General features: G+C 34.1%; 21 protein-coding genes and 5 tRNA genes. 25 read left to right on the top strand and 1 reads right to left on the bottom strand.

Going from position 1 to position 26912, the window contains the following annotated elements; all coding sequences use genetic code 11:
* The first annotated feature begins 2 nt into the window (after window positions 1-2).
* The 24 genes from PQF96_RS27700 to PQF96_RS27585 all read left to right on the top strand — a co-directional run bounded on the left by PQF96_RS27700 (window position 3) and on the right by PQF96_RS27585 (window position 22458).
* Window positions 3-224: a PspC family transcriptional regulator gene (locus PQF96_RS27700; protein ID WP_035085698.1), complete on the top strand. Its 222-nt coding sequence runs from the start codon at window positions 3-5 to the stop codon at window positions 222-224.
* Window positions 221-1237: a potassium channel family protein gene (locus tag PQF96_RS27695; RefSeq protein ID WP_109434852.1), complete on the top strand. Its 1017-nt coding sequence runs from the start codon at window positions 221-223 to the stop codon at window positions 1235-1237. The genes PQF96_RS27700 and PQF96_RS27695 overlap by 4 nt, the downstream gene beginning before the upstream one ends.
* A 99-nt stretch (window positions 1238-1336) precedes the next feature.
* Complete coding sequence (locus PQF96_RS27690) at window positions 1337-2938, top strand: alanine/glycine:cation symporter family protein (protein ID WP_109434853.1); 1602 nt, start codon at window positions 1337-1339, stop codon at window positions 2936-2938.
* A gap of 13 nt (window positions 2939-2951) precedes the next feature.
* Window positions 2952-3824, top strand: a complete 873-nt coding sequence (locus PQF96_RS27685) for a ComEA family DNA-binding protein (protein WP_271770240.1) — start codon at window positions 2952-2954, stop codon at window positions 3822-3824.
* A gap of 138 nt (window positions 3825-3962) precedes the next feature.
* Window positions 3963-5129, top strand: a complete 1167-nt coding sequence (locus PQF96_RS27680) for an acyl-CoA dehydrogenase family protein (protein WP_271770238.1) — start codon at window positions 3963-3965, stop codon at window positions 5127-5129.
* A 208-nt stretch (window positions 5130-5337) separates the two neighbouring features.
* A complete protein-coding gene (locus PQF96_RS27675; protein ID WP_271770236.1) occupies window positions 5338-6717 on the top strand; it encodes an alpha-amylase in 1380 nt (459 codons plus the stop codon).
* 78 nt (window positions 6718-6795) lie between these two features.
* Window positions 6796-6990 carry a 30S ribosomal protein S21 gene (rpsU, locus tag PQF96_RS27670; RefSeq protein ID WP_024768892.1) on the top strand — a complete coding sequence of 65 codons (195 nt, stop codon included), beginning with the start codon at window positions 6796-6798 and terminating at the stop codon, window positions 6988-6990.
* 121 nt (window positions 6991-7111) lie between these two features.
* Window positions 7112-8002, top strand: a complete 891-nt coding sequence (locus tag PQF96_RS27665; protein WP_109434857.1) for a tyrosine-type recombinase/integrase — start codon at window positions 7112-7114, stop codon at window positions 8000-8002.
* A 70-nt stretch (window positions 8003-8072) separates the two neighbouring features.
* A complete protein-coding gene (hpf, locus tag PQF96_RS27660) occupies window positions 8073-8375 on the top strand; it encodes a ribosome hibernation-promoting factor, HPF/YfiA family (RefSeq protein ID WP_109434858.1) in 303 nt (100 codons plus the stop codon).
* 101 nt (window positions 8376-8476) lie between these two features.
* Window positions 8477-8550: transfer RNA gene (locus PQF96_RS27655), tRNA-Thr, on the top strand.
* Window positions 8551-8677: 127 nt separating this feature from the next.
* Window positions 8678-8759: transfer RNA gene (locus tag PQF96_RS27650), tRNA-Tyr, on the top strand.
* Window positions 8760-8861: 102 nt separating this feature from the next.
* Window positions 8862-8934 (top strand) — tRNA-Gly (locus PQF96_RS27645).
* Between the two features lie 245 nt (window positions 8935-9179).
* A tRNA-Thr gene (locus PQF96_RS27640) sits at window positions 9180-9251 on the top strand.
* Window positions 9252-9309: 58 nt separating this feature from the next.
* Window positions 9310-10497 carry an elongation factor Tu gene (gene tuf, locus PQF96_RS27635; RefSeq protein ID WP_109434859.1) on the top strand — a complete coding sequence of 396 codons (1188 nt, stop codon included), beginning with the start codon at window positions 9310-9312 and terminating at the stop codon, window positions 10495-10497.
* Between the two features lie 60 nt (window positions 10498-10557).
* Window positions 10558-10630, top strand: a tRNA-Trp gene (locus PQF96_RS27630).
* 126 nt (window positions 10631-10756) lie between these two features.
* Window positions 10757-10954 (top strand): preprotein translocase subunit SecE, encoded by a 198-nt coding sequence (gene secE, locus PQF96_RS27625; protein WP_109434860.1) that lies wholly within the window; start codon window positions 10757-10759, stop codon window positions 10952-10954.
* 9 nt (window positions 10955-10963) lie between these two features.
* Window positions 10964-11518, top strand: coding sequence for a transcription termination/antitermination protein NusG (gene nusG / locus PQF96_RS27620; RefSeq protein WP_109434861.1), 555 nt, complete (start codon window positions 10964-10966; stop codon window positions 11516-11518).
* Window positions 11519-11593: 75 nt separating this feature from the next.
* On the top strand, window positions 11594-12031 hold the full coding sequence (rplK, locus tag PQF96_RS27615) for a 50S ribosomal protein L11 (protein ID WP_024768886.1): 438 nt from the start codon (window positions 11594-11596) through the stop codon (window positions 12029-12031).
* An 18-nt stretch (window positions 12032-12049) separates the two neighbouring features.
* On the top strand, window positions 12050-12745 hold the full coding sequence (rplA, locus tag PQF96_RS27610; RefSeq protein WP_109434862.1) for a 50S ribosomal protein L1: 696 nt from the start codon (window positions 12050-12052) through the stop codon (window positions 12743-12745).
* A gap of 15 nt (window positions 12746-12760) precedes the next feature.
* Complete coding sequence (gene rplJ, locus PQF96_RS27605) at window positions 12761-13282, top strand: 50S ribosomal protein L10 (RefSeq protein WP_109434863.1); 522 nt, start codon at window positions 12761-12763, stop codon at window positions 13280-13282.
* Between the two features lie 69 nt (window positions 13283-13351).
* Window positions 13352-13726: a 50S ribosomal protein L7/L12 gene (rplL, locus tag PQF96_RS27600; RefSeq protein WP_109434864.1), complete on the top strand. Its 375-nt coding sequence runs from the start codon at window positions 13352-13354 to the stop codon at window positions 13724-13726.
* 133 nt (window positions 13727-13859) lie between these two features.
* Window positions 13860-17669 (top strand): DNA-directed RNA polymerase subunit beta, encoded by a 3810-nt coding sequence (gene rpoB, locus PQF96_RS27595; protein WP_109434865.1) that lies wholly within the window; start codon window positions 13860-13862, stop codon window positions 17667-17669.
* A 105-nt stretch (window positions 17670-17774) separates the two neighbouring features.
* Window positions 17775-22076, top strand: coding sequence for a DNA-directed RNA polymerase subunit beta' (rpoC, locus tag PQF96_RS27590; RefSeq protein WP_271770233.1), 4302 nt, complete (start codon window positions 17775-17777; stop codon window positions 22074-22076).
* A 67-nt stretch (window positions 22077-22143) separates the two neighbouring features.
* The gene (locus tag PQF96_RS27585) at window positions 22144-22458 is read left to right on the top strand and encodes a DUF3467 domain-containing protein (RefSeq protein WP_109434867.1); all 315 of its coding nucleotides are present in this window, start codon (window positions 22144-22146) and stop codon (window positions 22456-22458) included.
* A 103-nt stretch (window positions 22459-22561) separates the two neighbouring features.
* Here PQF96_RS27585 and PQF96_RS27580 read toward each other — a convergent pair whose 3' ends face one another.
* Complete coding sequence (locus PQF96_RS27580) at window positions 22562-24148, bottom strand: peptide chain release factor 3 (protein WP_109434868.1); 1587 nt, start codon at window positions 24146-24148, stop codon at window positions 22562-22564.
* A gap of 956 nt (window positions 24149-25104) precedes the next feature.
* Between PQF96_RS27580 and PQF96_RS27575 the strand changes: the two genes are divergently transcribed.
* A partial coding sequence (locus PQF96_RS27575; RefSeq protein ID WP_271770231.1) for an autotransporter outer membrane beta-barrel domain-containing protein occupies window positions 25105-26912 on the top strand: 1808 nt, incomplete at its 3' end.

Here is a 26912-nt window from a genome sequence, read left to right as displayed (position 1 = left end):
GTATGCTTTATAATTTAAGACATTTTCTAGAACGTAACGGATTTTATGTTTCTTCACGATTAGCGGATCGGTTAGGTATGCGAGCTAAGAATGTACGATTATTCTTTATTTACTTAACTTTTGCTACAGCAGGACTAGGATTTGTAATATATCTTAATATGGCGTTTTGGTTGAAATTAAAAGACTTGGTGTATACTAAACGAACTTCTGTATTTGACTTATGATAAAAATTTATAATTGGGGCAGACGAAAAGTATATATTGCTTTAATTTTATTAATTATTGTAATTAGTATTGGAGTAATAGGTTTTAAGTTTTTTTCTGATTATTCATGGACAGACGCCCTCTACATGACCGTCATAACGATGTCAACGGTTGGATTTAGTGAAGTGCATCCCTTGGATGAAAACGCCAAATTATTTACAATCTTCCTAATCGCTACTAGTGTGTCTATATTTGCATATTCTGTCTCTGTAATTACAGAGTATATAGTAAGCAAAAATGACCCCAAAAGAGTACAATATCGAAAAACACAAAAAATGATACATCAGCTCGAAAATCATATTATTATCATTGGATATGGTCGTAATGGTAAACAAGCGGCGGTAAAGTTATTAGCCTATAATAAACCCTTTATTATTATCGAGAAAGATAATGATGTCATAGAAAGGTATCAGAGTGATCAATTGTTGTTCCTTAAAGGTAATGCAACAGAAGATGATGTTTTAATTGAAGCTGGTATTAAAAATGCAGATTGTTTAATATGTACACTTCCAGAAGATGCTGATAATTTATTTATCGTCCTTTCTGCTAGGCAAATTAATAAAGAACTTAAAATCATAAGTAGAGCCTCACAAGACACATCGTATAAAAAAATAAGATTGGCAGGAGCAGATAATGTGATTATGCCAGATCGTATTGGAGGAGATCATATGGCATCATTAGTTGTGGTTCCTGACTTAATAGAGTTTTTGGATAATCTTTCTATTGTTGGTAAAAGATCAATAAATATAGAGGAGGTTTCCTTCGAAGATATGTTTGATGATAATAAAGAAAGGACAATTCGTACTATTGATATGAGATCTAAAACGGGGTGTACCATTATAGGATATAAATCTCCAGAAGGCGAATATATCGTAAACCCTGAAGCAGATACAATTTTGAGACCAAGTTCTAAGATTGTAGTTTTGGGACGTCCAGAGCAAATTAATTTACTTAATAAAGAGTTTAATATTTAACTGTTACAAAACATTTAACTCACTAAAAATTGTACACGACCGTTTTTTTTAGCATCTTGCTCACTTCTTATAACTAAAATTTAATTAACTCACATTATCATGAAGAGAATTCTTCTTTCACTGTTAGCATTCACAATTCCATTTTTAACATTTGCACAAGAGACTACAGAAAAAGGTTTGGATCAGAAAATAGATGAAGCTTTTAAGCCATTTTCAGATGCAATTTCTAGTATTATCTTTTTTGAAGTTTTTGATGGAGCTCCATTCGTTATTATATTATTAGTACTAAGTGCCTTGTTTTTTACACTGTATTTTGGTTTTCCTAATATTCGATATTTCGGAAAAGCTATTAATGTAGTACGAGGTAAATATGATGATGTAGAAGGTCATAGCTTGGGAGATCCCTCAGCAGCTGTAGATGGAGATATTAGAGATACCATACGGGATGAGTCTAAAGAAGGAGAAGTAAGTCATTTTCAGGCATTAGCAACAGCAGTTTCAGGAACAGTAGGTAATGGGAATATTGCAGGAGTAGCATTAGCCATTGCTCTTGGAGGACCGGGAGCTACGTTTTGGATGATCATTTGTGGATTATTAGGAATGTCTACTAAATTTGTTGAATGTACTCTTGGTGTTCAGTACAGAGATGTTGGTGAAGATGGTACTGTGTATGGAGGACCTATGTATTACCTAAGCAAAGGCTTAAAAGAAAAAGGTTTTGTAGTGTTAGGTAAAATTACAGCAGTAATTTTTGCTATATTTTGTATTGGTGGTTCTTTTGGGGGTGGTAATGCAGCGCAATCGAACCAGGCAACAATAGTACTAAAAGAACTAATAGGATTAGAAAGTACAGGAGCTGGGTTTTGGATTGGAATAATACTTGCAGTTTTAGTAGGAATCATCATTATCGGTGGAATTAAACGTATCGCATCAGTTACAGAAAAGGTAGTTCCGTTTATGGCTATTATGTATTTATTAGCATGTCTGTATATTATTTTTAGTAATTTCTCTTTTGTTGATGATGCTCTTGGATTAATTGTTACAGAAGCTTTTAATCCTAAGGCTATCGGAGTAGGTGGAGTGATTGGAGTTTTGTTAGTAGGGTTTAAAAGAGCAGCATTCTCTAATGAAGCAGGTGCAGGATCAGCGTCTATTGCGCATTCTGCAGTAAAAACAAAATACTCTGCTAGTGAAGGACTTGTGGCTTTACTAGAACCATTTATCGATACTGTAGTGATTTGTACAATGACAGCTTTAGTAATTATAATATTTAACTCTGGAGGAGCGTTCCAGTATGGAGGAGATGGAAGTGGTGCGGTCTTAATAGATGGTGTTGCTTATGAAGGAGCAGGGATTACTTCTCAAGCTTTTGCACAATATATACCTTATTCTAATATATTTTTAACCATTGCAGTAGTACTTTTTGCAGTATCTACTATGATCTCATGGTCATATTATGGGCTGCAATCCTGGAAGTTTTTATTCGGAAGAGGTAAAGCTGCCGATTTAACATATAAATTGTTGTTTTTATCTTTTGTAATTATTGGAGCTGCTGCTAGTATGAATTCTATCTGGGCATTCTCTGATGCGATGATTTTTGCGATGGTTTTTCCTAACATGATAGGTTTATTCTTCCTGTTTCCTGTAGTTAAAAAACAGTTAGGACGTTATTTTGAAGCTATAAAAGCTTCAAAAAAATAAAACAACATATCTAATGAAACATATAAAATCCCATTTTGAAATCCATACGCGTTTTCGAAATGGGATTTTTCTTTTATCTATAATTCTTCTGATAACTATTTTAGGATACTATTTTTATCCAGAACCAGAATTAACCGAAAGTAGTTTTGTTGAACTTACCGAGTTTCAAAACCAAATAGACTCACTCAAACAAATTGCAAAAAATAATGAGAAGGAATATAAGGTATCAACTTTTAATCCTAATTTTATTTCTGATCATAAAGGATATGTATTAGGTCTTTCTGCAAAGGAATTAGACCGTTTACATAAGTATAGAGAAAAAGGCAAGTGGATAAATTCTGTAGCTGACTTTAAAAAGGTAACACAAGTCTCTGATTCTCTATTGATAATTATTTCACCACTATTCAGGTTTCCCGAATGGATTAAAAATAATGATACATCTAAGTCATATTCCAAAAAGAAATATCCGATCAAATCACATGCTGAAAAAAAAGACTTGAACACTGTCACTTCAGAAGAACTTCAAAAAGATACTAAGATTCCTGACTTTATCGCAGAAAGAATCATAAGATATAAAAGTAAAATAGGAGGATTTGTAAGTGATATACAGCTAAAGGATATTTCGGGACTCTATGATCATAAGAGAAAAATGATATTGTCCTTATATACCGTTAAGACTCCAAGAACAATTAAAAAAATGAATATTAATACCATATCTGTCAAAGAACTAATGGATGTGCCTTATTTTGATTTTGAGACTGCGTTGGATATTAAAGATTTTATAAAGAGTAATGGTAATATTTCAGACTTTAATGAATTGAAAAAAATCGAAGGTTTTTCTTTAGAAAAAATAGATAGAATAAAGTTATATTTGACATTAAATTGATAATCGGAAAAAAATTGCTGTGAATTTTTGATGAATCTCTAATATATAATCTCAAAATCTGTTTTTGATTGTGGTTTTGTTATATTGGTTTGTCACCTTCTACAGTAATATGTTAACTAAAAAAGCTAGAGTTACCATATGGATAGTATGTATTTTACAGAAGAGCACGAATTATTTAGAGAAAGTCTAAAAGAATTTCTAAAAAAAGAAGTTACCCCTCATATAGATAAATGGGAAAAAACCGGAGATATCGATCGATTTATTTGGGAGAAATTTGGTGAGATGGGGTATTTTGGTATCTCCTATCCAGAAAAATATGGAGGACTAGAACTTGATCTTTTTTATACAGTTATTCTGTTAGAGGAATTACAAAAGATTAACTCTGGAGGTTTTGCAGCTGCTATTTGGGCACATGCTTATTTGGCAATGACTCATATAAACAAAGAGGGAGACGATCGGATTAAGGAAGAATATCTAAGACCAAGTATATCTGGAGAAAAAATAGGATGTTTAGGGATTACAGAACCTTTTGGTGGTTCTGATGTAGCAGGAATGAGAACTACGGCGGTAAAGAAAGGAGATCATTATATTATAAATGGTTCCAAAACATTTATTACCAATGGAGTGTATAGTGATTATCTTGTAATTGCCGCAAAAACTAATCCAGAGCTCGGGAATAAAGGTATAAGTATCTTTGTTATTGATAGAGAGACTCCTGGGATCTCTGCTACCAAATTAGAAAAGTTAGGTTGGAAAGCTTCTGATACGGGAGAAATAGCATTTGATAATGTAAAAATCCCTGCTCATAATCTTATGGGTGAGGAGAATAAGGGATTTTCATATATAATGCAGCATTTTGCGTTAGAAAGATTAATTATGGGAGTGAATGCACATGCCCGAGCAGAATATGCATTAGATTATGTGATACAATATATGTCAGAACGAGAAGCTTTTGGAAAGACAATTGATAGGTTTCAGGCACTACGTCATACAGTGGCAGATATAGCTAGTGAAATAGAAATGTGTAAAGAGTTTAATTATTCAATAACCAAAAGACTTGATGACGGACAGTATGTAGTTAAAGAGGCTTCAATGTCCAAGTTGTTATCTACAAAAATGGCAGATGAAGCTATTTATAAATGTTTGCAGTTACTTGGTGGATATGGTTACATGGAAGAGTACCCGTTGGCCAGGTTGCTTAGAGATAGTAGACTAGGCCCTATTGGAGGAGGTACTTCAGAAATTTTAAGAGAAATAATAGCTAAAATAGTTATTGATAAGAAAGAATATAAAGCGGCAACTTAGGATTAAATAACTAGTTTCGATTCCTTAAGTAAAAAACAAAAGGGTAATAAAATTATTATAATTTTATTACCCTTTTGTTTTTTGCAGGCGACAATTGTTAATGTTCAATATTTTATCAACACGAAAACGTTTGCGTAGGATTTCAAACGTTTTCGGTTTGGATTAAATACTTAATTTGATAAGAATTTAACACAAACACTAAGTAATTATGAAAATTAACAAGTTTTTTTATGCATTTTTAACTATTACGATTTTATTTCTAAGTTGTAGTAAGGATGAGGTTCTGGATCCGTTAGAATCAGAGTCAAATGTTCTTCAAGAAGAAGTTTCTTCCAAAGCTCTGAAACAAATAGGCTCTGGAGTGATGATGCAAGCGTTCTATTGGGATGTACCTGCGGGAGGTACCTGGTGGAATGTTGTGAAAGGAAAAGTTTCTTCATGGAACAATGCAGGGATAGATGCAATTTGGTTACCGCCGGTAAGTAAAGCTCAGAATGGTCCATTTTCAATGGGGTATGATCCTTTTGATTATTATGATTTTGGTCAATATAATCAGATGGGGAGTACCGAAACACGTTTTGGTTCTAGATCAGAATTAGAATCACTGATTACACAAGCTCATAATAATGGGTTAAGTGTGATTGCAGATATGGTGCTTAATCATAATAGTGGTGGTGATTTAGAGTCTAATGAATTTGCTGGAAAAGATACGTATACCAAGTTTATGCCATTGTCAGGTAAGTTTAATAGAACTAAGTATGATTTTCATCCAAATGATAAGTATAACTCTGATAGTGGTTTTTTTGGAGGTTTTCCCGATTTAAGCCATAAGAAACCTTATGTGCAAGATTGGTTGTGGAAAAGATCAAATTCTGTGGCTAAATACTATAAAAACACAATGAAGTTTGATGGGTGGAGATTCGATTATGTAAAAGGGTTTGAACCATGGGTGCCAAGACAATTTAGAGATGCTGTTGGAGGATTTGCAGTAGGAGAGTATTGGGATGGTAATGTGAATACATTGAAATGGTGGACGGATCAGGCCCAAATGTCAGCATTTGATTTTGGATGTTACTATAAAATGAGAGACGCGTTTATGGGAAATAACCTAAATGCACTAAGCGGTGATATGTTGTGGAAAAGAAATGCGTCAAGAGCAGTAACTTTTGTAGCAAATCATGATACAGATGAAATCATTAATAATAAGATATTGGCGTATGCATATATTCTTACACACGAAGGATATCCGGCAATTTTTTATAGAGATTATGAAGATTGGTTAAGTAAGACTAAAATGAATAATCTTATTTGGATCCATAATAACCTTGCAGGTGGAAGTACTACAAATCTCTGGACAGATACTGATGAATATATAGCAAAACGAAATGGAGGAGGTGGAAAAAATGGGTTAATAGTGTATATTAATAATTCCAATTCTTGGAAAGAAAGATGGATTGAAACAAATTGGTCTAACAGGAAAATTAAGGATTATACAGGCAATTCGGGATGGGAACCAACTACTCAAGGAGGAAGATGGGTTAAGATACAGGCACCACCAAAAGGGTATTCTGTGTGGTCTTTAAAATAATATTAAATAAAACTTTGCAGGTAATAGTTTTGTAGTATATTTGCACCCTAATAATTTCTAAAGAAAGGAGGTGCAACTATGTTAATTATACCAGTTAAAGACGGAGAAAATATAGATAGAGCGTTAAAACGTTTTAAGCGTAAATTTGATCGAACAGGAACGATGCGTCAGCTTCGTAAACGCCAAGCGTTTTCAAAGCCTTCTGTAGAAAGAAGAGCTCAGATCCAAAAAGCGCAATATATTCAGCACTTAAGAGATCAAGAAGAAATTTAAAAGTAAATAACGTTGTCTTTATAGTGTTTCTTTACGAAGAAACCGGATACCGTTTTTCAGTATAAATTTTAACCGTTAGGAAATCAAAAGTTTCATACTTTTGTCTTCTAACGGTTTTTTTATGTTTATATCTGAGTTTGTAGAGTATTTGCTTTTAGAGAAAAAATATTCTGAACACACTGTAAAGGCTTATAAGGCTGATTTATTGACTTTTTTTGATTTTTTTAAAAAAGAATATGATACAGGGGAGGTGTCTGGAGCTAATTATGCTCAGATTCGTTCATGGATAGTGACTTTGGTAAATAGCGGTGTTTCTAATCGTACTATAAATAGAAAAATATCATCTCTAAAAACTTATTATAAATTTTTACTCAAAACGGGGCAAGTAGATAAGAATCCTCTTGCTAAGCATCAGGCTTTAAAAGTTGCAAAGAAACTTCAAATACCCTTTTCGGCAAAAGAAGTAGAGAGTGTGCTGGATGGTTTAACAGATGATAAAGATTTTGAAAGTGTTAGAGATAGGTTAATTATAGAGCTTTTCTATGCTACAGGTATTCGAAGAATAGAGTTGGTAAATTTAAAACTCTCTGATGTTGATATAAGTAATAAGCAAATAAAGGTGTTAGGTAAGCGTAATAAAGAAAGGTATTTGCCTTTACTGTCATCAGTTTGTGATACTATCACGCAGTATTTGGATATGAGGTCTATTTTGTTAGGAGGTGAGGAAGTTCCGTTTTTGTTATTGACTAAAAAAGGAGTTAAAATCTATGAAACGCTTGTGTATCGCATCATAAATGGTTATTTTAGTGAGGCATCTTCAAAAGTGAAAAAGAGCCCTCATATTTTGAGGCATTCCTTTGCAACACACTTGCTTAATGAAGGAGCAAACCTTAATGCTGTAAAAGAATTACTTGGTCATTCTAGTTTAGCCGCAACACAGGTGTATACTCATCATAGTGTCGCTCAATTGGCTAAAGTGTATAAAGAATCTCATCCGAGGAATAAAAAGTAAAAGATAAGTTCTTGATTTATCATTCTTTTAGGCTTAATATTTTTTGTTAAACTAATTAAACTAACAACGTATGAAAGTGAACTTGCAATCCGTAAATTTTAATGCAGATCAGAAGCTGGTGGATTTTACTCAGAATAAATTAGATAAGTTAGAAACTCATTTTAATCGTATAATTCATGCAGATGTCTTTTTGAAAGTTATGAATACAAGTGGTAAGGAGAATAAAATTACAGAAATTTTATTAAGTGTGCCCGGAGATGAATTTATGATCAAGAAAATAAATAAATCCTTCGAAGAAGGTGTGGATGAGTGTGTTAGTTCGTTAGAGAGACAATTGAAAAAAAGAAAGGAAAAATTAAATGCACATGTTTGATTATTTTTTTTGAAAAATAGTTTTGTGAAAGAAATAAATTATATACATTTGCAGTCCGTTAGAAATAGCGGACTTTTTTATGTTCTAAAACATAGTGAAAAGCCGATGTAGCTCAGCTGGCTAGAGCAGCTGATTTGTAATCAGCAGGTCGTGGGTTCGAGTCCCTCCATCGGCTCTAAAAAAGCTTTATTTTTGTAATAAAAATTAAACTTTTTTAATAGAATTTTGAATTGTAAAATAATTGATTAATTTTGCGCACTCAAAATTCATATGTTCATCGTGAAATATTGATTTTATCAATCGGGGAGATACTCAAGCGGCCAACGAGGGCAGACTGTAAATCTGCTGACTATGTCTTCGCAGGTTCGAATCCTGCTCTCCCCACAAAATTTTAAAATTAAGCATTGAATAAAAAATATTTTTTAATGCTTTTTTTTCGAAATTAAAGATAGAAATTCGGTTCTGAATTTATATTCAGAACTAAAAGCGGGAGTAGCTCAGTTGGTAGAGCGTCAGCCTTCCAAGCTGAATGTCGCCGGTTCGAACCCGGTCTCCCGCTCAATGAATTTTCTTTACTACAATAGGTAATGTTTTAAACTTTATTTTTGGGTATAAGAAAACAGGGTGAAACGCCTGTGTAAAGTAGAAGATTTTGATTTAATTCAATTGTTCTGCTTTAAAAATAGAGCAAATCTTAATTATTAGCTAGTTAAGGTTGGATTTTTAACATAAATATAATGATTGATTGGATTTCTTTCTTAAGGTAATGAAAGTGCTCTGGTTTGTCATTATACTCATTAAAAAGCCGGTGTAGCTCAGGGGTAGAGCGTTTCCTTGGTAAGGAAGAGGTCACGAGTTCAAATCTCGTCATTGGCTCTAGGTTCAGAATTTTTAAATTGAACACTAATATATAACTAAGATTAAATAAATAATTATGGCAAAGGAAACTTTTGATCGTTCCAAACCACACTTAAATATTGGTACTATTGGACACGTTGATCACGGTAAAACGACTTTAACTGCTGCGATTACTAAAGTATTGGCAGATGCAGGTCTTTCTGAAGCAAGAGATTTCGATCAAATCGATAATGCTCCTGAAGAAAAAGAAAGAGGTATTACTATTAACACATCTCACGTAGAGTACCAAACTCAAAATCGTCACTATGCTCACGTTGACTGTCCAGGTCACGCGGATTATGTGAAGAATATGGTTACTGGTGCTGCTCAGATGGATGGTGCGATCTTAGTAGTTGCTGCTACAGATGGTCCTATGCCACAAACACGTGAGCACATCCTTTTAGGACGTCAGGTAGGTATTCCTAGAATTGTTGTATTCATGAATAAAGTGGATATGGTAGATGACGAAGAACTTCTTGAATTAGTAGAAATGGAAATTAGAGATCTTCTTTCTTTCTATGAGTATGATGGAGATAATGGTCCTGTAATCGCTGGTTCTGCACTTGGAGCTCTTAACGGAGAACAAAAATGGGTAGATACTGTAATGGAGCTTATGGCTGCTGTAGATGAGTGGATCGAATTACCAAAGCGTGATGTTGAGAAAGATTTCTTAATGCCTATCGAAGATGTATTCTCTATTACTGGTCGTGGTACTGTTGCAACTGGTCGTATTGAGACTGGAATCGCAAATACTGGAGATCCTGTAGAGATCATTGGTATGGGAGCTGAGAAATTAACTTCTACTATTACTGGTATCGAGATGTTCCGTCAAATCCTTGATAGAGGAGAAGCTGGAGATAACGCAGGTATCTTATTAAGAGGTATTGAGAAAACTCAGATTTCTCGTGGTATGGTAATCACTAAGCCTGGTTCTGTAACTCCACATAAGAAATTCAAAGCTGAGGTTTATATCCTTAAAAAAGAAGAAGGTGGACGTCATACTCCATTCCATAATAACTACCGTCCACAGTTCTACGTACGTACAACTGACGTAACAGGAAATATTGCACTTCCTGATGGAGTTGAAATGGTAATGCCTGGGGATAACTTAACAATTACAGTTGAGCTAATTCAGACAATTGCGATGAATGTTGGTCTACGTTTTGCAATCCGTGAAGGTGGTAGAACAGTAGGTGCTGGTCAGGTAACTGAAATTTTAGACTAATACAATATTGTATATAAAAAGTTAAGGTATTCGTACTACGAATACCTTGACTTATGTTATACGGGTTTAGCTCAGTTGGTAGAGCACTGGTCTCCAAAACCAGGTGTCGGGAGTTCGAGTCTCTCAACCCGTGCTTAGAAAATGTGAATTGTTTGATTAAAATATAGTAACATTTTTGATGTAAGAATTAATAAAGCATTATGCTTTATAACGATTTTGAAAAATGTTTTTTTGATTTCGTTTAAATATATAGAATAAGATGGCTGGACTAGTAAATTACATAACAGAATCATATAACGAGTTAAAGAATCATGTAACTTGGACTCCATGGGCAGAAGCACAAAAACTTACCGTGGTTGTTATAGTTTTCTCGGTTATTTTTTCTTTAGTTATTTGGGGTATCGATACTGCATTTAGCAATCTAATAGAGTATTACTTTACTTTAGTTAAATCATAAATTTTTAAAATGGCTGAAGTGGATAATACGAAAAAATGGTACGTGGTAAGAGCGGTAAGTGGTCAGGAAAATAAAGTTAAAGACTATATTGAGCGTGAAATTGCTCATATGGGACTTGAGGATTATGTTTCTCAGATTCTTGTTCCTACAGAAAAAGTAGTACAAATCCGTAATGGAAAAAAAATAAATAAAGAACGTGTATACTTCCCGGGTTATGTAATGATAGAAGCTAACCTTTCTGGAGAAGTACCACATATTATTAAATCTATTAATGGTGTTATTGGATTTTTAGGTGAAGTAAAAGGAGGAGACCCTGTGCCACTTAGAAAGTCAGAAATTAATAGAATGCTAGGTAAGGTAGATGAACTTGCAGTGAAAACTGATAATGTAGCAATTCCTTACACAGTTGGTGAAACAGTAAAAGTTATCGATGGTCCTTTTAACGGGTTTAATGGTACTGTCGAAAAAGTAAATGAAGAAAAGCGTAAACTTGAAGTTATGGTTAAGATTTTCGGTAGAAAGACACCATTGGAATTAAGTTATATGCAAGTAGAGAAAATATAATAATTGTTACATTATAGATCCTGAATTGTTCTTTTGCTTCCACTTATAGAACAATTCTAATTTAAAATTAGAAAAATGGCTAAAGAGATAGGTAAAGTAGTAAAATTACAAGTGCGTGGAGGAGCGGCAAACCCATCCCCACCAGTTGGACCTGCTTTAGGTGCTGCCGGAGTAAATATCATGGAATTCTGTAAGCAATTCAATGGTAGAACACAGGATAAAGCTGGTAAAGTATTACCAGTTGTAATCAATGTGTATACAGACAAGTCTTTTGACTTTGTTATCAAAACTCCACCAGCGGCTGTCCAGATACTGGAAGCAGCAAAACAAAAGAAAGGTTCAGGAGAGCCTAACCGTAAAAAAGTGGCTAGTGTTACTTGGGATCAAGTTCGTACAATTGCAGAAGACAAAATGCAAGATTTAAATGCATTTACTGTTGAGTCTGCTATGAAAATGATTGCTGGTACCGCTCGTTCAATGGGTGTAACTGTAAAAGGACAAGCTCCTTTTTAATCCAAAAAAGTTTACAAAATGGCGAAATTAACTAAAAAGCAAAAAGAGGCAAACGCTAAAGTCGATAAGAATAAAGCGTATTCATTAGAAGAAGCTTCTGCTTTAGTGAAAGAAATAACAAACGTAAATTTTGATGCATCTGTAGATCTAGCTGTTCGTTTGAACGTAGATCCTCGTAAAGCGAATCAAATGGTACGTGGTGTGGTAACTTTACCTCACGGAACAGGAAAAGATGTTAAAGTTTTAGCATTAGTAACACCAGATAAAGAAGCCGAAGCTAAAGAAGCAGGTGCTGATTTTGTAGGTCTTGATGAATACCTTGAAAAAATTAAAGGAGGATGGACTGATGTAGACGTAATCATCACAATGCCAAGTGTTATGGGTAAATTAGGACCATTAGGAAGAGTATTAGGACCTCGTGGATTAATGCCTAACCCTAAAACCGGAACAGTAACTATGGATGTAGCAAAAGCTGTATCTGATGTTAAGGCTGGTAAAATAGATTTCAAGGTTGATAAAACTGGTATCGTTCATGCGGCAATTGGTAAATCATCTTTTGATGCTGAAAAGATCGAAGGAAATGCTAAAGAATTATTAACAACATTAGTAAAGTTGAAACCACAGACCGCTAAAGGTGTATATATTAAATCTATATATATGTCTTCTACAATGAGTCCTGGTGTAGAGATAGATGCTAAAAACTTTGCTGGGTAATTAAGATAAACGATTATGACAAGAGAAGAAAAATCACTAGTAATTGAAGACTTAACTGCTCAGTTGGCTGAAAATGCTAATATCTATTTAGCTGATATTTCAGGTTTAGATGCAGGTACAACTTCGAATTTACGTAGAGCTTGTTTTAAAGCTAATGTATCATTAAAAGTAGTTAAGAATACACTCCTTGCTAAAGCAATGGAGAATTCTGATAAGGATTTTGGAGATTTACCAAGTACATTAAAAGGTAATACTTCAATAATGTTTGCTGAAACGGGTAATGCACCTGCTAAGGTTATTAAAGAATTTCGTAAGAAATCTGAAAAACCTTTATTAAAAGGAGCATTTGTAGAGGAAGCAGTATTTGTAGGTGATGAAAACTTAGACGCTTTAGTTAATATTAAGTCTAAGGAAGAAGTTATCGGAGATATTATTGGACTATTACAATCACCTGCTAAAAACGTAGTTTCTGCGTTAAAGTCAAGTGGAGGTAAACTTGCTGGTATCCTTAAAACATTATCCGAAAAAGAAGGATAATAATAGTAGTGTACGCACTTTTTAACAAATTATATTTCAATTAAAAAAAATTATTTAAAACGATAGAAAATGGCAGATTTAAAAGATTTCGCAGAACAATTGGTTAACTTAACAGTAAAAGAAGTTAATGAGTTAGCTGATATATTAAAAGAAGAATATGGTATTGAGCCTGCTGCTGCTGCAGTAGCTGTTGCTGCTGGTGGAGCTGGTGGTGGTGAAGCTGCAGAAGAAAAGTCAGAGTTTGATGTAATCCTTACTGCTGCTGGTGGTTCTAAATTAGCAGTTGTAAAACTTGTTAAAGAACTTACAGGTCTTGGTCTTAAAGACGCTAAAGAACTAGTTGATGGTGCTCCTAAACCTGTTAAGGAAGGAATAGCTAAAGACGAAGCAGAAGCTCTTAAAGCTCAATTAGAAGAGGCTGGAGCTGAGGTTGAGCTTAAGTAAGCTTACCATATATTGACATATAGGTTTAGACCCAGAGAAAATACTCTCTGTGGTCTAAACCATTTTGCGTATATAAATGTTATGCATTATAATACGCGCATTTTTTAAAATTTTAATTTAATTCCGTCCATTGATGTTAGCAACGCAAACTGAAAGATTGAATTTCTCTTCTGTAAAGAATAGACCTGATTATCCTGATTTTTTAGATATTCAGATCAAATCCTTTCAGGATTTCTTTCAATTAGAAACCAAATCTGAAGAAAGAGGAAACGAAGGTCTATATAATACCTTCATGGAAAACTTCCCGATTACAGATACACGTAATCAATTTGTATTAGAATTTTTAGATTATTTCGTAGACCCTCCAAGATATGATCTTCAGGAGTGTATAGAAAGAGGTCTTACATACAGTGTGCCATTAAAGGCACGTCTGAAGTTATTCTGTACCGACCCAGAACACGAAGATTTTGAAACTATTGTTCAGGATGTGTATTTAGGTACAATTCCTTATATGACACCAAGTGGTACTTTTTGTATCAATGGTGCTGAACGAGTTGTTGTTTCTCAATTACACCGTTCTCCTGGGGTATTCTTTGGACAATCTTTCCATGCAAATGGAACAAAACTATATTCTGCAAGAGTAATTCCTTTTAAAGGTTCTTGGATAGAATTTGCTACCGATATTAATAGCGTTATGTACGCATATATCGATAGAAAGAAAAAATTACCGGTTACAACGCTTTTCCGTGCTATTGGTTTTGAACGTGATAAAGATATTTTAGAAATATTTGACCTTGCAGAAGAAATAAAAGTTTCTAAGTCCGGATTAAAGAAAGTATTAGGTCGCAAACTGGCTGCTCGTGTTTTGAACACTTGGCATGAGGATTTTGTGGATGAAGATACTGGTGAGGTGGTATCAATTGAACGTAATGAGATTGTTTTGGATCGTGATACGATTCTTGATAAAGACCATCTTGATGAGATTATAGATGCAGGAGCAAAGACGATTTTACTTCATAAAGAAGATAATCAGAAAGGCGACTATGCAATAATCCATAATACTTTACAAAAAGACCCTACCAATTCTGAAAAAGAAGCGGTAGAACATATATACCGTCAGTTACGTAATGCAGAACCGCCAGATGAGGAGACTGCAAGAGGTATTATCGATAAATTATTCTTCTCTGACCAACGTTACAACCTTGGTGAAGTAGGTCGTTATAGAATGAATAAAAAACTGGGACTTGATATTGCAATGGATAAGCAAGTGCTGACCAAAGAAGATATTATTACCATTATAAAATATCTAATAGAGCTAATTAATTCTAAAGCTGAGATTGATGATATTGATCACCTGTCTAACCGTCGTGTTAGAACCGTAGGAGAGCAATTATCACAGCAGTTTGGAGTTGGTCTTGCTCGTATGGCTCGTACTATACGTGAACGTATGAATGTTAGAGATAATGAGGTATTTACACCAATTGATTTGATCAATGCCAAAACATTATCTTCTGTTATTAATTCGTTCTTTGGTACAAACCAATTATCTCAGTTTATGGATCAAACAAATCCATTAGCAGAGATTACTCATAAGCGTAGATTATCTGCCCTAGGGCCTGGTGGTTTATCAAGAGAGCGAGCTGGATTTGAGGTTCGTGATGTACATTATACTCATTATGGTCGTCTATGTCCAATTGAAACTCCTGAAGGACCAAATATTGGATTAATATCGTCATTAGCTGTCTTTGCTAAAGTTAACTCTATGGGGTTCTTAGAAACTCCATATCGAAAAGTTACTGATGGTAAAGTTGATATAGCAGAATATAGATATTTAAGTGCAGAAGAGGAAGAGGAGAAATTAATAGCACAAGCTAATATTCCTACTACCGAAGAAGGAAATATTACTAGTGAAAAAGTAATTGCCCGTATGGAAGGTGACTTCCCGGTAATTGATCCAACAAATGTAAATTATGCAGATGTTGCTCCTAATCAAATAGCTTCTATTTCTGCTTCATTGATTCCTTTCCTAGAGCATGATGATGCAAACCGTGCATTGATGGGATCTAACATGATGCGTCAGGCGGTACCATTATTAAGAGTTGACGCTCCAATCGTAGGTACAGGATTAGAACGTCAGGTAGCTTCAGATTCTCGTGTTTTAATTAATGCTGAAGGTGATGGAGTTGTAGAATACGTAGATGCACAGAAAATTACTATTAAGTACGATAGGACAGAGGAACAAAGAATGGTAAGTTTTGATGGAGATTCTAAAACTTACGAGTTAATAAAATTCCGAAAAACGAATCAAGGAACTAATATTAACCTTAAACCTATTGTAAGTGTAGGTGATCGTGTTAAGAGAGGTGAGGTATTATGTCAGGGATATGCTACAGAAAAGGGAGAACTTGCTCTTGGTAGAAATATGAAAGTAGCCTTTATGCCTTGGAAAGGGTATAACTTTGAGGATGCAATTGTAATTTCTGAAAAAGTAGTAAGAGAAGATATATTTACTTCTATACATATAGATGAATATTCTCTTGAGGTTAGAGATACCAAATTAGGTAATGAAGAATTAACTAACGATATTCCAAATGTTTCTGAAGAGGCAACTAAAGACCTTGATGAAAATGGAATGATCCGTGTGGGTGCAGAAATTAAGCCAGGTGATATTCTTATAGGAAAGATTACTCCAAAAGGAGAAAGTGATCCTACTCCTGAAGAAAAACTTTTAAGAGCGATCTTTGGTGATAAAGCGGGTGATGTTAAAGATGCTTCTTTAAAAGCTTCTCCTTCTTTACATGGTGTTGTAATTGATAAAAAATTATTTGCACGTGCGATTAAAGATAAGAGAAAACGTTCTCAAGATAAGGAAGATATTGATATCTTAGAGAGATCTTATGATACTAAATTCGAGTTGTTAAAAACAGAATTAGTAGATAAATTATTTGCTATTGTTGGTGGAAAAACTTCTCAAGGGGTAATGAATGATCTTGGAGAAGAAGTACTTCCTAAAGGTAAAAAGTATACCCAAAAAATGCTTAATAGTGTTGATGATTATGCTCACCTTACTAAAGGAACTTGGACTACTGATGATCACTTAAATGTTATGGTAGCTGATCTTATTCATAACTTTAAGATTAAAGAAAATGATTTACAAGGTAATCTGCGAAGAGAGAAATTTACAATCTCTGTAGGAGATGAATTACCTTCAGGAATTATTAAACTTGCAAAAGTTTACATCGCTAAGAAACGTAAACTAAAAGTAGGTGATAAAATGGCAGGTCGTCACGGTAATAAAGGTATTGTTGCTCGTATTGTAAGAGAAGAAGATATGCCATTCTTAGAAGATGGAACACCAGTTGATATTGTATTAAATCCATTGGGAGTACCTTCTCGTATGAATATAGGTCAGATCTATGAAACTGTATTAGGATGGGCTGGACAAAAATTAAATAGAAAATTTGCTACTCCAATTTTTGATGGTGCATCTCTTGATCAAATCAACGGATTTACAGATGAAGCTGGAATTCCAAGATTTGGACATACATATTTATACGATGGAGGAACGGGAGACCGTTTCCATCAACCAGCTACCGTAGGTGTGATTTACATGCTTAAACTAGGTCACATGGTAGATGATAAAATGCACGCACGTTCTATTGGTCCATATTCATTGATTACTCAACAACCACTTGGTGGTAAAGCTCAGTTTGGTGGTCAGCGTTTTGGAGAAATGGAAGTTTGGGCGCTGGAAGCTTATGGAGCTTCTGCAACATTGCGTGAAATATTGACTGTAAAATCTGATGATGTTATAGGAAGAGCTAAAACATACGAAAGTATCGTTAAGGGTGAACCTATGCCAGAACCAGGATTACCAGAATCGTTTAATGTATTAATGCACGAATTAAAAGGTCTTGGTCTGGATATCAGATTAGAAGAATAATATAAAAATAACCAAACTGTCATCCTGAGCTCGTCAAAGGAGACAGTTTGTTATCAATGTATTATTCAATTTTAAATTACAATAATTCTTTAGCAACCATATATTATGGCAAGAAATAATGATAAGAATACAGTAAAGAGGTTTAATAAGATCTCTATAGGTTTAGCATCTCCTGAGTCAATTTTGGCAGCATCTAAGGGAGAGGTATTAAAACCCGAAACTATCAATTATCGTACTCACAAACCTGAGCGTGATGGTTTGTTCTGTGAGCGTATTTTTGGACCTGTAAAGGACTTTGAATGTGCTTGTGGTAAATATAAAAGAATTCGTTACAAAGGTATCGTTTGTGATCGATGTGGGGTAGAAGTTACCGAAAAGAAAGTACGTAGAGATAGGGTAGGGCACATTAACTTAGTTGTTCCTGTGGCTCACATCTGGTATTTCCGTTCTTTACCAAATAAAATAGGATATTTACTAGGTCTTCCTTCTAAGAAGTTAGATATGATTATCTACTACGAACGTTATGTAGTAATTCAACCTGGTATCGCCAAAAATGAAGAGGGTGAAGCTGTACAGAAAATGGATTTCCTTACAGAAGAAGAGTATTTAAATATTTTAGATAGCCTTCCACAGGAAAATCTATATCTTGATGATACAGATCCGAATAAGTTCATTGCAAAGATGGGAGCAGAATGCCTTATCGAAATTTTAAGAAGAATCGACCTCGATGCCCTTTCTTATGAACTTAGACATAAAGCTAATAACGAAACATCTAAACAACGTAAAACTGAAGCATTAAAACGTCTTCAGGTTGTAGAGTCGTTCCGTGATGCTAATAAAAATAGAGAGAACAATCCAGAGTGGATGGTACTTAAAGTTGTACCTGTAATTCCGCCAGAATTACGTCCTTTAGTACCATTAGATGGAGGTCGTTTTGCGACATCAGATTTAAATGATTTATACCGTAGAGTAATAATTCGTAACAACCGTTTGAAGCGTTTGATGGAAATCAAAGCTCCAGAAGTTATTTTGCGTAATGAAAAACGTATGCTTCAAGAATCTGTAGATTCATTATTTGATAATACGCGTAAAGCTTCTGCTGTTAAAACAGATTCTAACAGACCGTTAAAATCGTTATCTGATTCGTTAAAAGGTAAGCAAGGACGTTTCCGTCAAAACTTACTTGGTAAACGTGTGGATTATTCAGCACGTTCTGTTATTGTTGTAGGACCAGAATTGAAATTATTCGAATGTGGTCTTCCAAAGAATATGGCAGCCGAATTATACAAACCGTTTGTGATTAGAAAATTGATCGAACGTGGTATTGTAAAAACAGTAAAATCTGCTAAGAAAATTATAGATAGAAAAGAGCCAGTGGTTTGGGATATCTTGGAGAATGTCTTAAAAGGACATCCAGTATTATTAAACCGTGCTCCTACGCTTCACCGATTAGGAATTCAGGCATTTCAACCTAAACTTATTGAAGGTAAAGCGATACAATTACACCCATTAGTGTGTACTGCATTTAATGCCGATTTTGATGGAGATCAAATGGCAGTACATTTACCGCTTGGACCAGAAGCAATTTTAGAATCACAGTTGTTGATGTTAGCATCACACAATATTCTTAACCCTGCCAATGGGTCACCGGTAACAGTTCCTTCTCAGGATATGGTATTGGGTCTGTATTATATGACTAAATCACGTAGGTCTACTCCTGAGTTAGAAATTAAAGGTGAAGATCTTACGTTCTATTCTCCAGAAGAAGTTACTATTGCATATAACGAGAAGAGACTTGATATTAATGCTAATATTAAAGTTCGTACTAAAGATATCAATGAAGAAGGAGAAGTAGTAACTAAAATTATAGAAACTACAACAGGTCGTGTATTATTTAATGAGAAAGTTCCAGAAAAAGCAGGATATATTAATGAAGTACTAACGAAAAAATCACTAAGAGATATTATCGGAGGTATTTTGAAGGTAACAAGTGTTCCTGAAACAGCTGAATTCTTAGATGAAATCAAGACTTTAGGATATAACTTTGCATTCCAGGGTGGTTTATCATTTAGTTTAGGTGATATTATTATTCCTAAAGAGAAGCATACCATGATTGCTGATGCTAATGCTAAGGTAGATGATATTGTAGGGAACTATAACATGGGTCTGATCACTAATAATGAGCGTTATAATCAGGTTATTGATATATGGACGTCTACAAATGCAGAATTGACAGAATTATCGATGAAGCGTATTAGAGAAGATCAACAAGGATTTAACTCTGTATATATGATGCTTGATTCTGGAGCAAGGGGATCTAAAGAACAGATTCGACAGCTAACAGGAATGCGTGGATTGATGGCAAAACCTAAGAAAGCTAGTTCTGCTGGTGGAGAGATTATTGAAAATCCAATTCTTTCTAACTTTAAAGAAGGACTTTCTATTTTAGAATACTTTATCTCTACTCACGGTGCTCGTAAAGGTCTTGCAGATACAGCTCTTAAAACTGCAGATGCAGGATATTTAACACGTCGTTTGGTTGATGTTGCTCAAGATGTTATTGTTAATATAGAAGATTGTGGTACGCTTAGAGGTGTAGAAGTATCTCCATTAAAGAAAAATGAAGAGATTATAGAAGGACTTGCAGCTAGAATTGTAGGTAGAACTTCTCTACAAGATGTTATTAATCCGTTAACTCAGGAAGTATTAGCAGAAGCAGGTGTAGAGATTACCGATGAAGTTGCCAAGAATATTGAGAATTCTCCAGTAGAATCAGTAGAAGTTCGTTCTGCACTTACTTGTGAAGCTAAGAAAGGAATTTGTGTAAAATGTTATGGACGTAATCTTGCTACTGGTAAAACAGTACAACGAGGAGAGGCCGTAGGGGTTGTAGCAGCTCAATCTATTGGTGAACCGGGTACACAGCTTACTTTACGTACATTCCACGTAGGAGGTATTGCAGGTAACATTTCAGAAGAAAATCAACTGAAATCTAAATTTGCAGGTAAAGCTGAAATTGAAGAACTGAAGACAGTTAAAGGAGAAGATAATGATGGAAATGAGATCGATGTAGTAATTTCTCGTACATCAGAAATTAAAGTTATCGATCCAAAAACCAAGATTGTTTTAAGTACAAACTTAATTCCTTATGGTTCTCAGTTGTTTATTAAAGATGGTGATACGATCAAAACTGATCAGGTTGTTTGTCAATGGGATCCATATAATGGTGTAATCATTTCTGAATTTGCAGGTAAAGTTAAATATGAAAATATTGAACAAGGTATTACTTACCAGGTAGAGATAGATGAACAAACAGGATTCCAGGAAAAAGTAATTTCTGAATCTCGTGATAAGAAAAAGATACCAACACTTCATGTACTAGGTAAAGGAGATGAAGTATTACGTTCTTATAACCTACCAGTTGGAGCACACCTTATGGTGGATGATAATGATAAGATTGGTGTAGGTAAGATTTTAGTGAAAATCCCTCGTAAATCTGCTAAAGCAGGTGATATTACCGGAGGTCTTCCAAGAGTAACAGAGCTATTCGAAGCTCGTAACCCATCTAATCCTGCTGTGGTTAGTGAAATTGATGGTGTGGTTTCATTTGGAAAAATCAAACGTGGTAATAGAGAGATCATCGTAGAATCTAGAATAGGAGAGATTAAAAAGTATCTTGTAAAACTTTCGAATCAAATCCTTGTACAAGAGAATGATTATGTACGCGCAGGAATGCCATTATCAGATGGATCGATTACTCCAGAAGATATTCTTAAAATTAAAGGGCCTTCTGCTGTACAACAGTATTTGGTTAATGAAGTACAGGAAGTATATCGATTGCAAGGTGTGAAAATTAATGATAAACACTTTGAAGTTGTAGTTCGTCAGATGATGCGTAAAGTAAGAATTCAGGATCCGGGAGATACTATCTTCTTAGAAAATCAATTAGTACATAAAGCTGATTTTATTGAAGAGAATGATGAGATATTTGGAATGAAGGTAGTTGAAGATGCTGGAGATAGTGAGAACCTTAAACCAGGACAAATTATTTCTCCTCGTGATCTAAGAGATGAAAATTCTTCATTACGTAGAGATGATAAAAACTTAGTTACAGCAAGAGATGTTTCTCCTGCAACGGCTACTCCAATACTGCAAGGTATTACAAGAGCATCGCTACAGACTAAGTCATTTATTTCTGCGGCATCGTTCCAGGAAACGACAAAAGTATTAAATGAAGCTGCTGTAAGTGGTAAAATTGATACACTTGAAGGTCTTAAAGAAAATGTAATTGTTGGACATAGAATACCAGCAGGAACAGGGATGAGAGACTATGAAAGTATCATTGTTGGTTCGAATGATGAATTTGAAGAACGAATGGAACAACGACAAGAAGTTAATTATAATTAATAAGAAGAGCCTGCCTTTTTAGGCAGGCTTTCTTTTTTTATAGAAAGATGCTAAAATAAAATTAGTTATGGCAGATAAAAATAATCAGAAGCAAAATCAATTGAATATTGAATTGGATGAAGCTATCGCAGATGGGATATATAGTAATCTTGCTATTATAAATCACTCGGTTTCCGAATTTGTGGTTGATTTTGTAAATATTATGCCGGGTAGGCCTAAAAGCAAAGTGAAAAGTAGAATTATTTTGACTCCGCAGCACGCCAAAAGATTACTTAAGGCACTTAATGATAATGTAAATCGTTTTGAGGCTGCTCATGGAGAGATTAAAGATTATGAGCAAGCTCCTATTCCTATGAACTTTGGCCCTACAGGCGAAGCTTAATATTATCTATAGTTATATATAAAATTTAAAACCCTCCTAATACAGATTAGGAGGGTTTTTTATAGGTCTTTGTTATTTTATTGAAAAGTATTTAAAGCTAATTTTAGAATTCAGATGTAAAATGAAATTGTATCGAAGGATATTTTTGCTGAGTCATTTGAAGACTAAAAGAAGAATCTGCAAAAAAGACCAATTGATCTTGTTTATCCTTTGCTAAAAATTTACTTTTTACCCGTTTAAATTCTTTAAATTCTTCATTATTTATATCCGTCGGCTCAATCCAACAAGCTTTATGAACATTTAGATTTTCATAAGTACATTTGGCTCCATACTCATGTTCTAATCGATATTGAATCACTTCATATTGTAAAGCGCCCACGGTACCAATAACTTTTCTTCCATTCATTTCTAGAGTAAAAAGTTGAGCTACTCCTTCATCCATTAATTGATCAATACCTTTTGATAATTGTTTAGATTTCATTGGATCAGCATTATTGATATATCGAAAATGCTCTGGAGAGAAACTAGGTATACCCTTATAATGTAATACTTCACCTTTAGTAAGAGTATCTCCAATTTTAAAATTTCCTGTATCATGTAAACCTACAATGTCTCCTGGGTATGAAATATCAACAATTTCTTTTTTCTCAGCAAAAAAAGCATTTGGGCTTGAGAATTTAAGTTTTTTATTATGCCTTGTATGTAGATAAGGTACATTTCTTTCAAAAGTACCCGATACAATTTTTATAAATGCCAGTCGGTCTCTATGTTTAGGGTCCATATTAGCATGGATTTTAAAAACAAACCCTGTAAAATCCTTCTCTTCAGGTTTTACTATTCTAATATCACTTTCTTTTGGTCTTGGAGGAGGTGCAATGGTTACAAAACAATCTAACAACTCTCTTACTCCAAAATTATTTAGAGCAGATCCAAAAAATACGGGCTGTAAATTTCCATTTTGATAATCTTCTTTTTCAAAAGAAGGATATATCCCTTCTACGAGTTCTAATTCTTCACGTAATGTATCCGCAGCTGTATCTCCAATTGTCGCGTTGAGCTCCTGAGAAGACAAATCAGATATTTCTATAGTCTCTTCAATATTCTTTCTACTATCCCCGCTAAACAGATTGATGTTTTTCTCCCAAATGTTATAAATACCTTTAAAATCATAACCCATTCCAATAGGAAAACTTAAAGGGGTCACAGTTAGTCCTAATTTTTGTTCAATTTCATCAAGCAATTCAAAAGCATCTTTTCCTTCACGATCTAATTTGTTAATAAACACAATCATAGGAATATTTCTCATCCTACATACAGAAACTAGTTTTTCAGTTTGTTCCTCAACACCCTTTGCTACGTCAATAACAACAATAACGCTATCAACTGCAGTTAATGTTCTAAAAGTATCCTCAGCAAAATCCTTATGTCCAGGAGTATCTAGGATATTAATCTTGATGTTTTTATATTCAAAAGCTAATACAGAAGTTGCTACAGATATACCACGTTGACGCTCAATTTCCATAAAATCACTTGTAGCACCTTTTTTGATTTTATTAGACTTTACTGCTCCAGCTTCTTGAATTGCTCCTCCAAAAAGTAATAATTTTTCTGTTAATGTAGTTTTACCTGCATCTGGGTGAGAGATAATTCCAAAAGTTCTTCTTCTTCCTATTTCGTCTGTAAATTTCATTTAATTGTATTATTTTTTTCAGATCTTATCTTATAGCCTTAATAGAATATATGATGCTCCCTTTTCAATGAATTTGGTATAGCTTGGCTTAATAAGGTTGCAAATATAGTACTAAAAATAGATAATCATGGCATATGACTTTTTTGAGTATATGTTTAAAAATAGAAGCTAAAATCATACAATAGTTCAAAAGACTATGTTTTTGGTCGATGAAAATTGATGTTATGTCAATTATCGTGTTTTTTGTCATAAAAATAAATGTTAAAGTTTTTATATTTATAGTAATTTGCTAATAATAAGGGTTTCTAAGAAGGCTGAAATGAATATGAATAGATTTTACTTCCTTTATTAATTTAGTGATAATGCTGTGTGTATTTATTAAATACAGATAGCAATTAAACAGAACCAACAAAGGATAATTCCTTTTAATTATAAAAATAACTTTGGCGAGCAGATGTTGTGCGAGATTTTAATTGTGCATTTAATCGATTAAAAGTAGTATTACATCGATATTATTAAGAAATTTTTCTTTAGAATGTTAAAATAAGAAGATTTATTTTCTTAATTTCGCAAACATTAACTTACGGTTTAACAGTAACTTATGTGTGGTTTACATGTACCGTGTGTTTTGTTTGTAATATTTTGTAAACGATTTATGAGAACCAACCCTATTAAGTTTTCGTAGATGTTATAAATAATCGTCATATGAAAAAAAGTACTTTTACCTCAGATTTGTTGCCCTTGTGGCTATTAAATTTTCTTCGGATTTTTTTATCTAAAAAATCCTTGCTTAAGATTCCTAATATTGGCATAATAAAAAATACTGCTGTAGTAGATATTATATGTCTACAACCTATTATTTAGCCTTCTATAGTGTTATATTTTACTAACCTACTTTATTCAAAGTGTAGCTTACTTATAATCAGCTAGTTTTTTGTCTATTAATGTTTCTTCTTATGCAGTTTATATCCAGATCTTTTTCGTATTTTAAGATAATACCTTTACTTTTTTTATTTTTTTCAGTTGAAGGCTATGCACAGAATTTATTGACAAACCCTGGTCTAGATGTTTCTGGAGTAAACTGTACGGCAGATAATGCTACAGATAGTGTAGCGCCTGATAGTTGGGGGCAAATATTTACTCCTGATAGGTCTACAGAGACACAAAGAGCATGGTTTGTAACCACAGCATCTAGACCTGCATCTCCTAATGGAGGTTGCTATTTTGGTTTTAGAGTTTTTGGGGCAAATCCCGAAGGGATATCACAAAATGTAACTGTTGTTGCAGGAACTCAATATACTTTTTCATTTGATTATCTTATTGAAACAAGACCTCTTCAGACGGCATGTACTCCCCAATTAGAACTTAGATTGGATGGAATAGTTGTTGGTACGGTTTCGGCTCCAAGTATAGAAAATGTATGGAGTAGACCAAGTGTTAGTTTTGTAGCTCCTTCAAGTGGAACTTTCTTACTTGAGTTTATTGCTTCAGGATCTTGTGCAAATACATGGAATTTTGTAGATGATTTAGCCCTTGAAGAGGCAGTTACCGATAATGATAGTGATAATGATGGGGTACCCGATGTTTCGGATGCTTGTCCAGGTTTTAATGATACAGTAGATAGTGACGGTGATAATGTACCTAATGGTTGTGATCTTGATGCAGATAATGATGGTATTTTAAATACAAATGAAAGTTTTAATTGTTCTTCAGCAGCTATTAACGTGGGTACAGCGCCTTCTGGAAATCAAAATGGTGTTGGGTTTATCAATGATATTTATGATTTTAATAGTGTAAATGTTGATGTAACTGCGGTTGCAAATCTTGTTAATGGAGGAGCTTTATCTCAACTTCAAGTTGAAAATGCAACTTCTTTGAGAATACAAGGGCAACAAGTAGATGATGGTATTGGAGAAACTGTTGTGTATACATTCACTTTTAGTGAACCTATTGCAGATGTTAAATTTAGATGGTCAGGTATAGATCAAGGGGATAGGGTTACGGTTAATGCTACAGGGCCAAATGTGCAAGCTATAAATATGAGTGATTTAATGAGCCCTACTGCTTTTCCTAATGGTGATTATACAACTACTTCTGGAGGTAACTCAAATATCATACTTAATAATAATAGTTTATCACCTACGATTACTTCTTATACTAATGGTTCTGGTGATACAACACTTAATTATTCGGATATAACAATTATAGGTCTTGTATCTTCTTTTGATGTTATTACCAGAAAACAAAGACAAGATGGTAATGTTGTAAATAATGGTAATGTAACATTTTTATTTTCTAGTTTTTCGTACTGTACATACATTGATACTGATGGAGATAATATCCCTAACCATTTGGACACAGATAGTGACGGCGATGGTTGTAGTGATGCAAACGAAGCTTATGATGATATTAATGCCGATGGAGGTGATGGACAACAGTTTGGAGCAATAGATCCTGCTACTGTTAATTCATCGAATGGGCTTGTAACCGAGGCTGGAGTGGATTATTCAACAACATATAATACAGCTATCCTTTCTTCTTCAGAAAATATTTGTATTACCATTGCTAGTGTCAGTGATGCCAGTGAAACAGAAGGAACGGCTTTGGTCCATACGGTGACTTTAAGCAGTTCGAGTGTAGCAGCTTTAACTTTTCCATTTAGTATTACAGATGTTACAGCTACTGTAACAGCTGATTATGATACCCCACCTACTTTTAGTAATGGTGTAACACTCAATGTTGCCGGAGATGGCGTTATTATCCC

This window comes from Aquimarina algiphila (assembly GCF_947494415.1).
In the GTDB taxonomy this organism is placed as follows: Bacteria; Bacteroidota; Bacteroidia; order Flavobacteriales; family Flavobacteriaceae; genus Aquimarina; species Aquimarina algiphila.
The sequence above is the reverse complement of the archived record's forward strand: the minus strand, read 5'-3'. Positions and strand labels throughout refer to the sequence as shown.

What these genes read in the sequence shown, in the direction of transcription:
- PQF96_RS27700 (WP_035085698.1), top strand. Translation starts at nt 3, where the DNA reads ATGCTTTATAATTTAAGACATTTTCTAGAACGTAACGGATTTTATGTT.
- PQF96_RS27695 (WP_109434852.1), top strand. Translation starts at nt 221, where the DNA reads ATGATAAAAATTTATAATTGGGGCAGACGAAAAGTATATATTGCTTTA.
- PQF96_RS27690 (WP_109434853.1), top strand. Translation starts at nt 1,337, where the DNA reads ATGAAGAGAATTCTTCTTTCACTGTTAGCATTCACAATTCCATTTTTA.
- PQF96_RS27685 (WP_271770240.1), top strand. Translation starts at nt 2,952, where the DNA reads ATGAAACATATAAAATCCCATTTTGAAATCCATACGCGTTTTCGAAAT.
- PQF96_RS27680 (WP_271770238.1), top strand. Translation starts at nt 3,963, where the DNA reads ATGGATAGTATGTATTTTACAGAAGAGCACGAATTATTTAGAGAAAGT.
- PQF96_RS27675 (WP_271770236.1), top strand. Translation starts at nt 5,338, where the DNA reads ATGAAAATTAACAAGTTTTTTTATGCATTTTTAACTATTACGATTTTA.
- rpsU (WP_024768892.1), top strand. Translation starts at nt 6,796, where the DNA reads ATGTTAATTATACCAGTTAAAGACGGAGAAAATATAGATAGAGCGTTA.
- PQF96_RS27665 (WP_109434857.1), top strand. Translation starts at nt 7,112, where the DNA reads ATGTTTATATCTGAGTTTGTAGAGTATTTGCTTTTAGAGAAAAAATAT.
- hpf (WP_109434858.1), top strand. Translation starts at nt 8,073, where the DNA reads ATGAAAGTGAACTTGCAATCCGTAAATTTTAATGCAGATCAGAAGCTG.
- tuf (WP_109434859.1), top strand. Translation starts at nt 9,310, where the DNA reads ATGGCAAAGGAAACTTTTGATCGTTCCAAACCACACTTAAATATTGGT.
- secE (WP_109434860.1), top strand. Translation starts at nt 10,757, where the DNA reads ATGGCTGGACTAGTAAATTACATAACAGAATCATATAACGAGTTAAAG.
- nusG (WP_109434861.1), top strand. Translation starts at nt 10,964, where the DNA reads ATGGCTGAAGTGGATAATACGAAAAAATGGTACGTGGTAAGAGCGGTA.
- rplK (WP_024768886.1), top strand. Translation starts at nt 11,594, where the DNA reads ATGGCTAAAGAGATAGGTAAAGTAGTAAAATTACAAGTGCGTGGAGGA.
- rplA (WP_109434862.1), top strand. Translation starts at nt 12,050, where the DNA reads ATGGCGAAATTAACTAAAAAGCAAAAAGAGGCAAACGCTAAAGTCGAT.
- rplJ (WP_109434863.1), top strand. Translation starts at nt 12,761, where the DNA reads ATGACAAGAGAAGAAAAATCACTAGTAATTGAAGACTTAACTGCTCAG.
- rplL (WP_109434864.1), top strand. Translation starts at nt 13,352, where the DNA reads ATGGCAGATTTAAAAGATTTCGCAGAACAATTGGTTAACTTAACAGTA.
- rpoB (WP_109434865.1), top strand. Translation starts at nt 13,860, where the DNA reads ATGTTAGCAACGCAAACTGAAAGATTGAATTTCTCTTCTGTAAAGAAT.
- rpoC (WP_271770233.1), top strand. Translation starts at nt 17,775, where the DNA reads ATGGCAAGAAATAATGATAAGAATACAGTAAAGAGGTTTAATAAGATC.
- PQF96_RS27585 (WP_109434867.1), top strand. Translation starts at nt 22,144, where the DNA reads ATGGCAGATAAAAATAATCAGAAGCAAAATCAATTGAATATTGAATTG.
- PQF96_RS27580 (WP_109434868.1), bottom strand. Translation starts at nt 24,148, where the DNA reads ATGAAATTTACAGACGAAATAGGAAGAAGAAGAACTTTTGGAATTATC.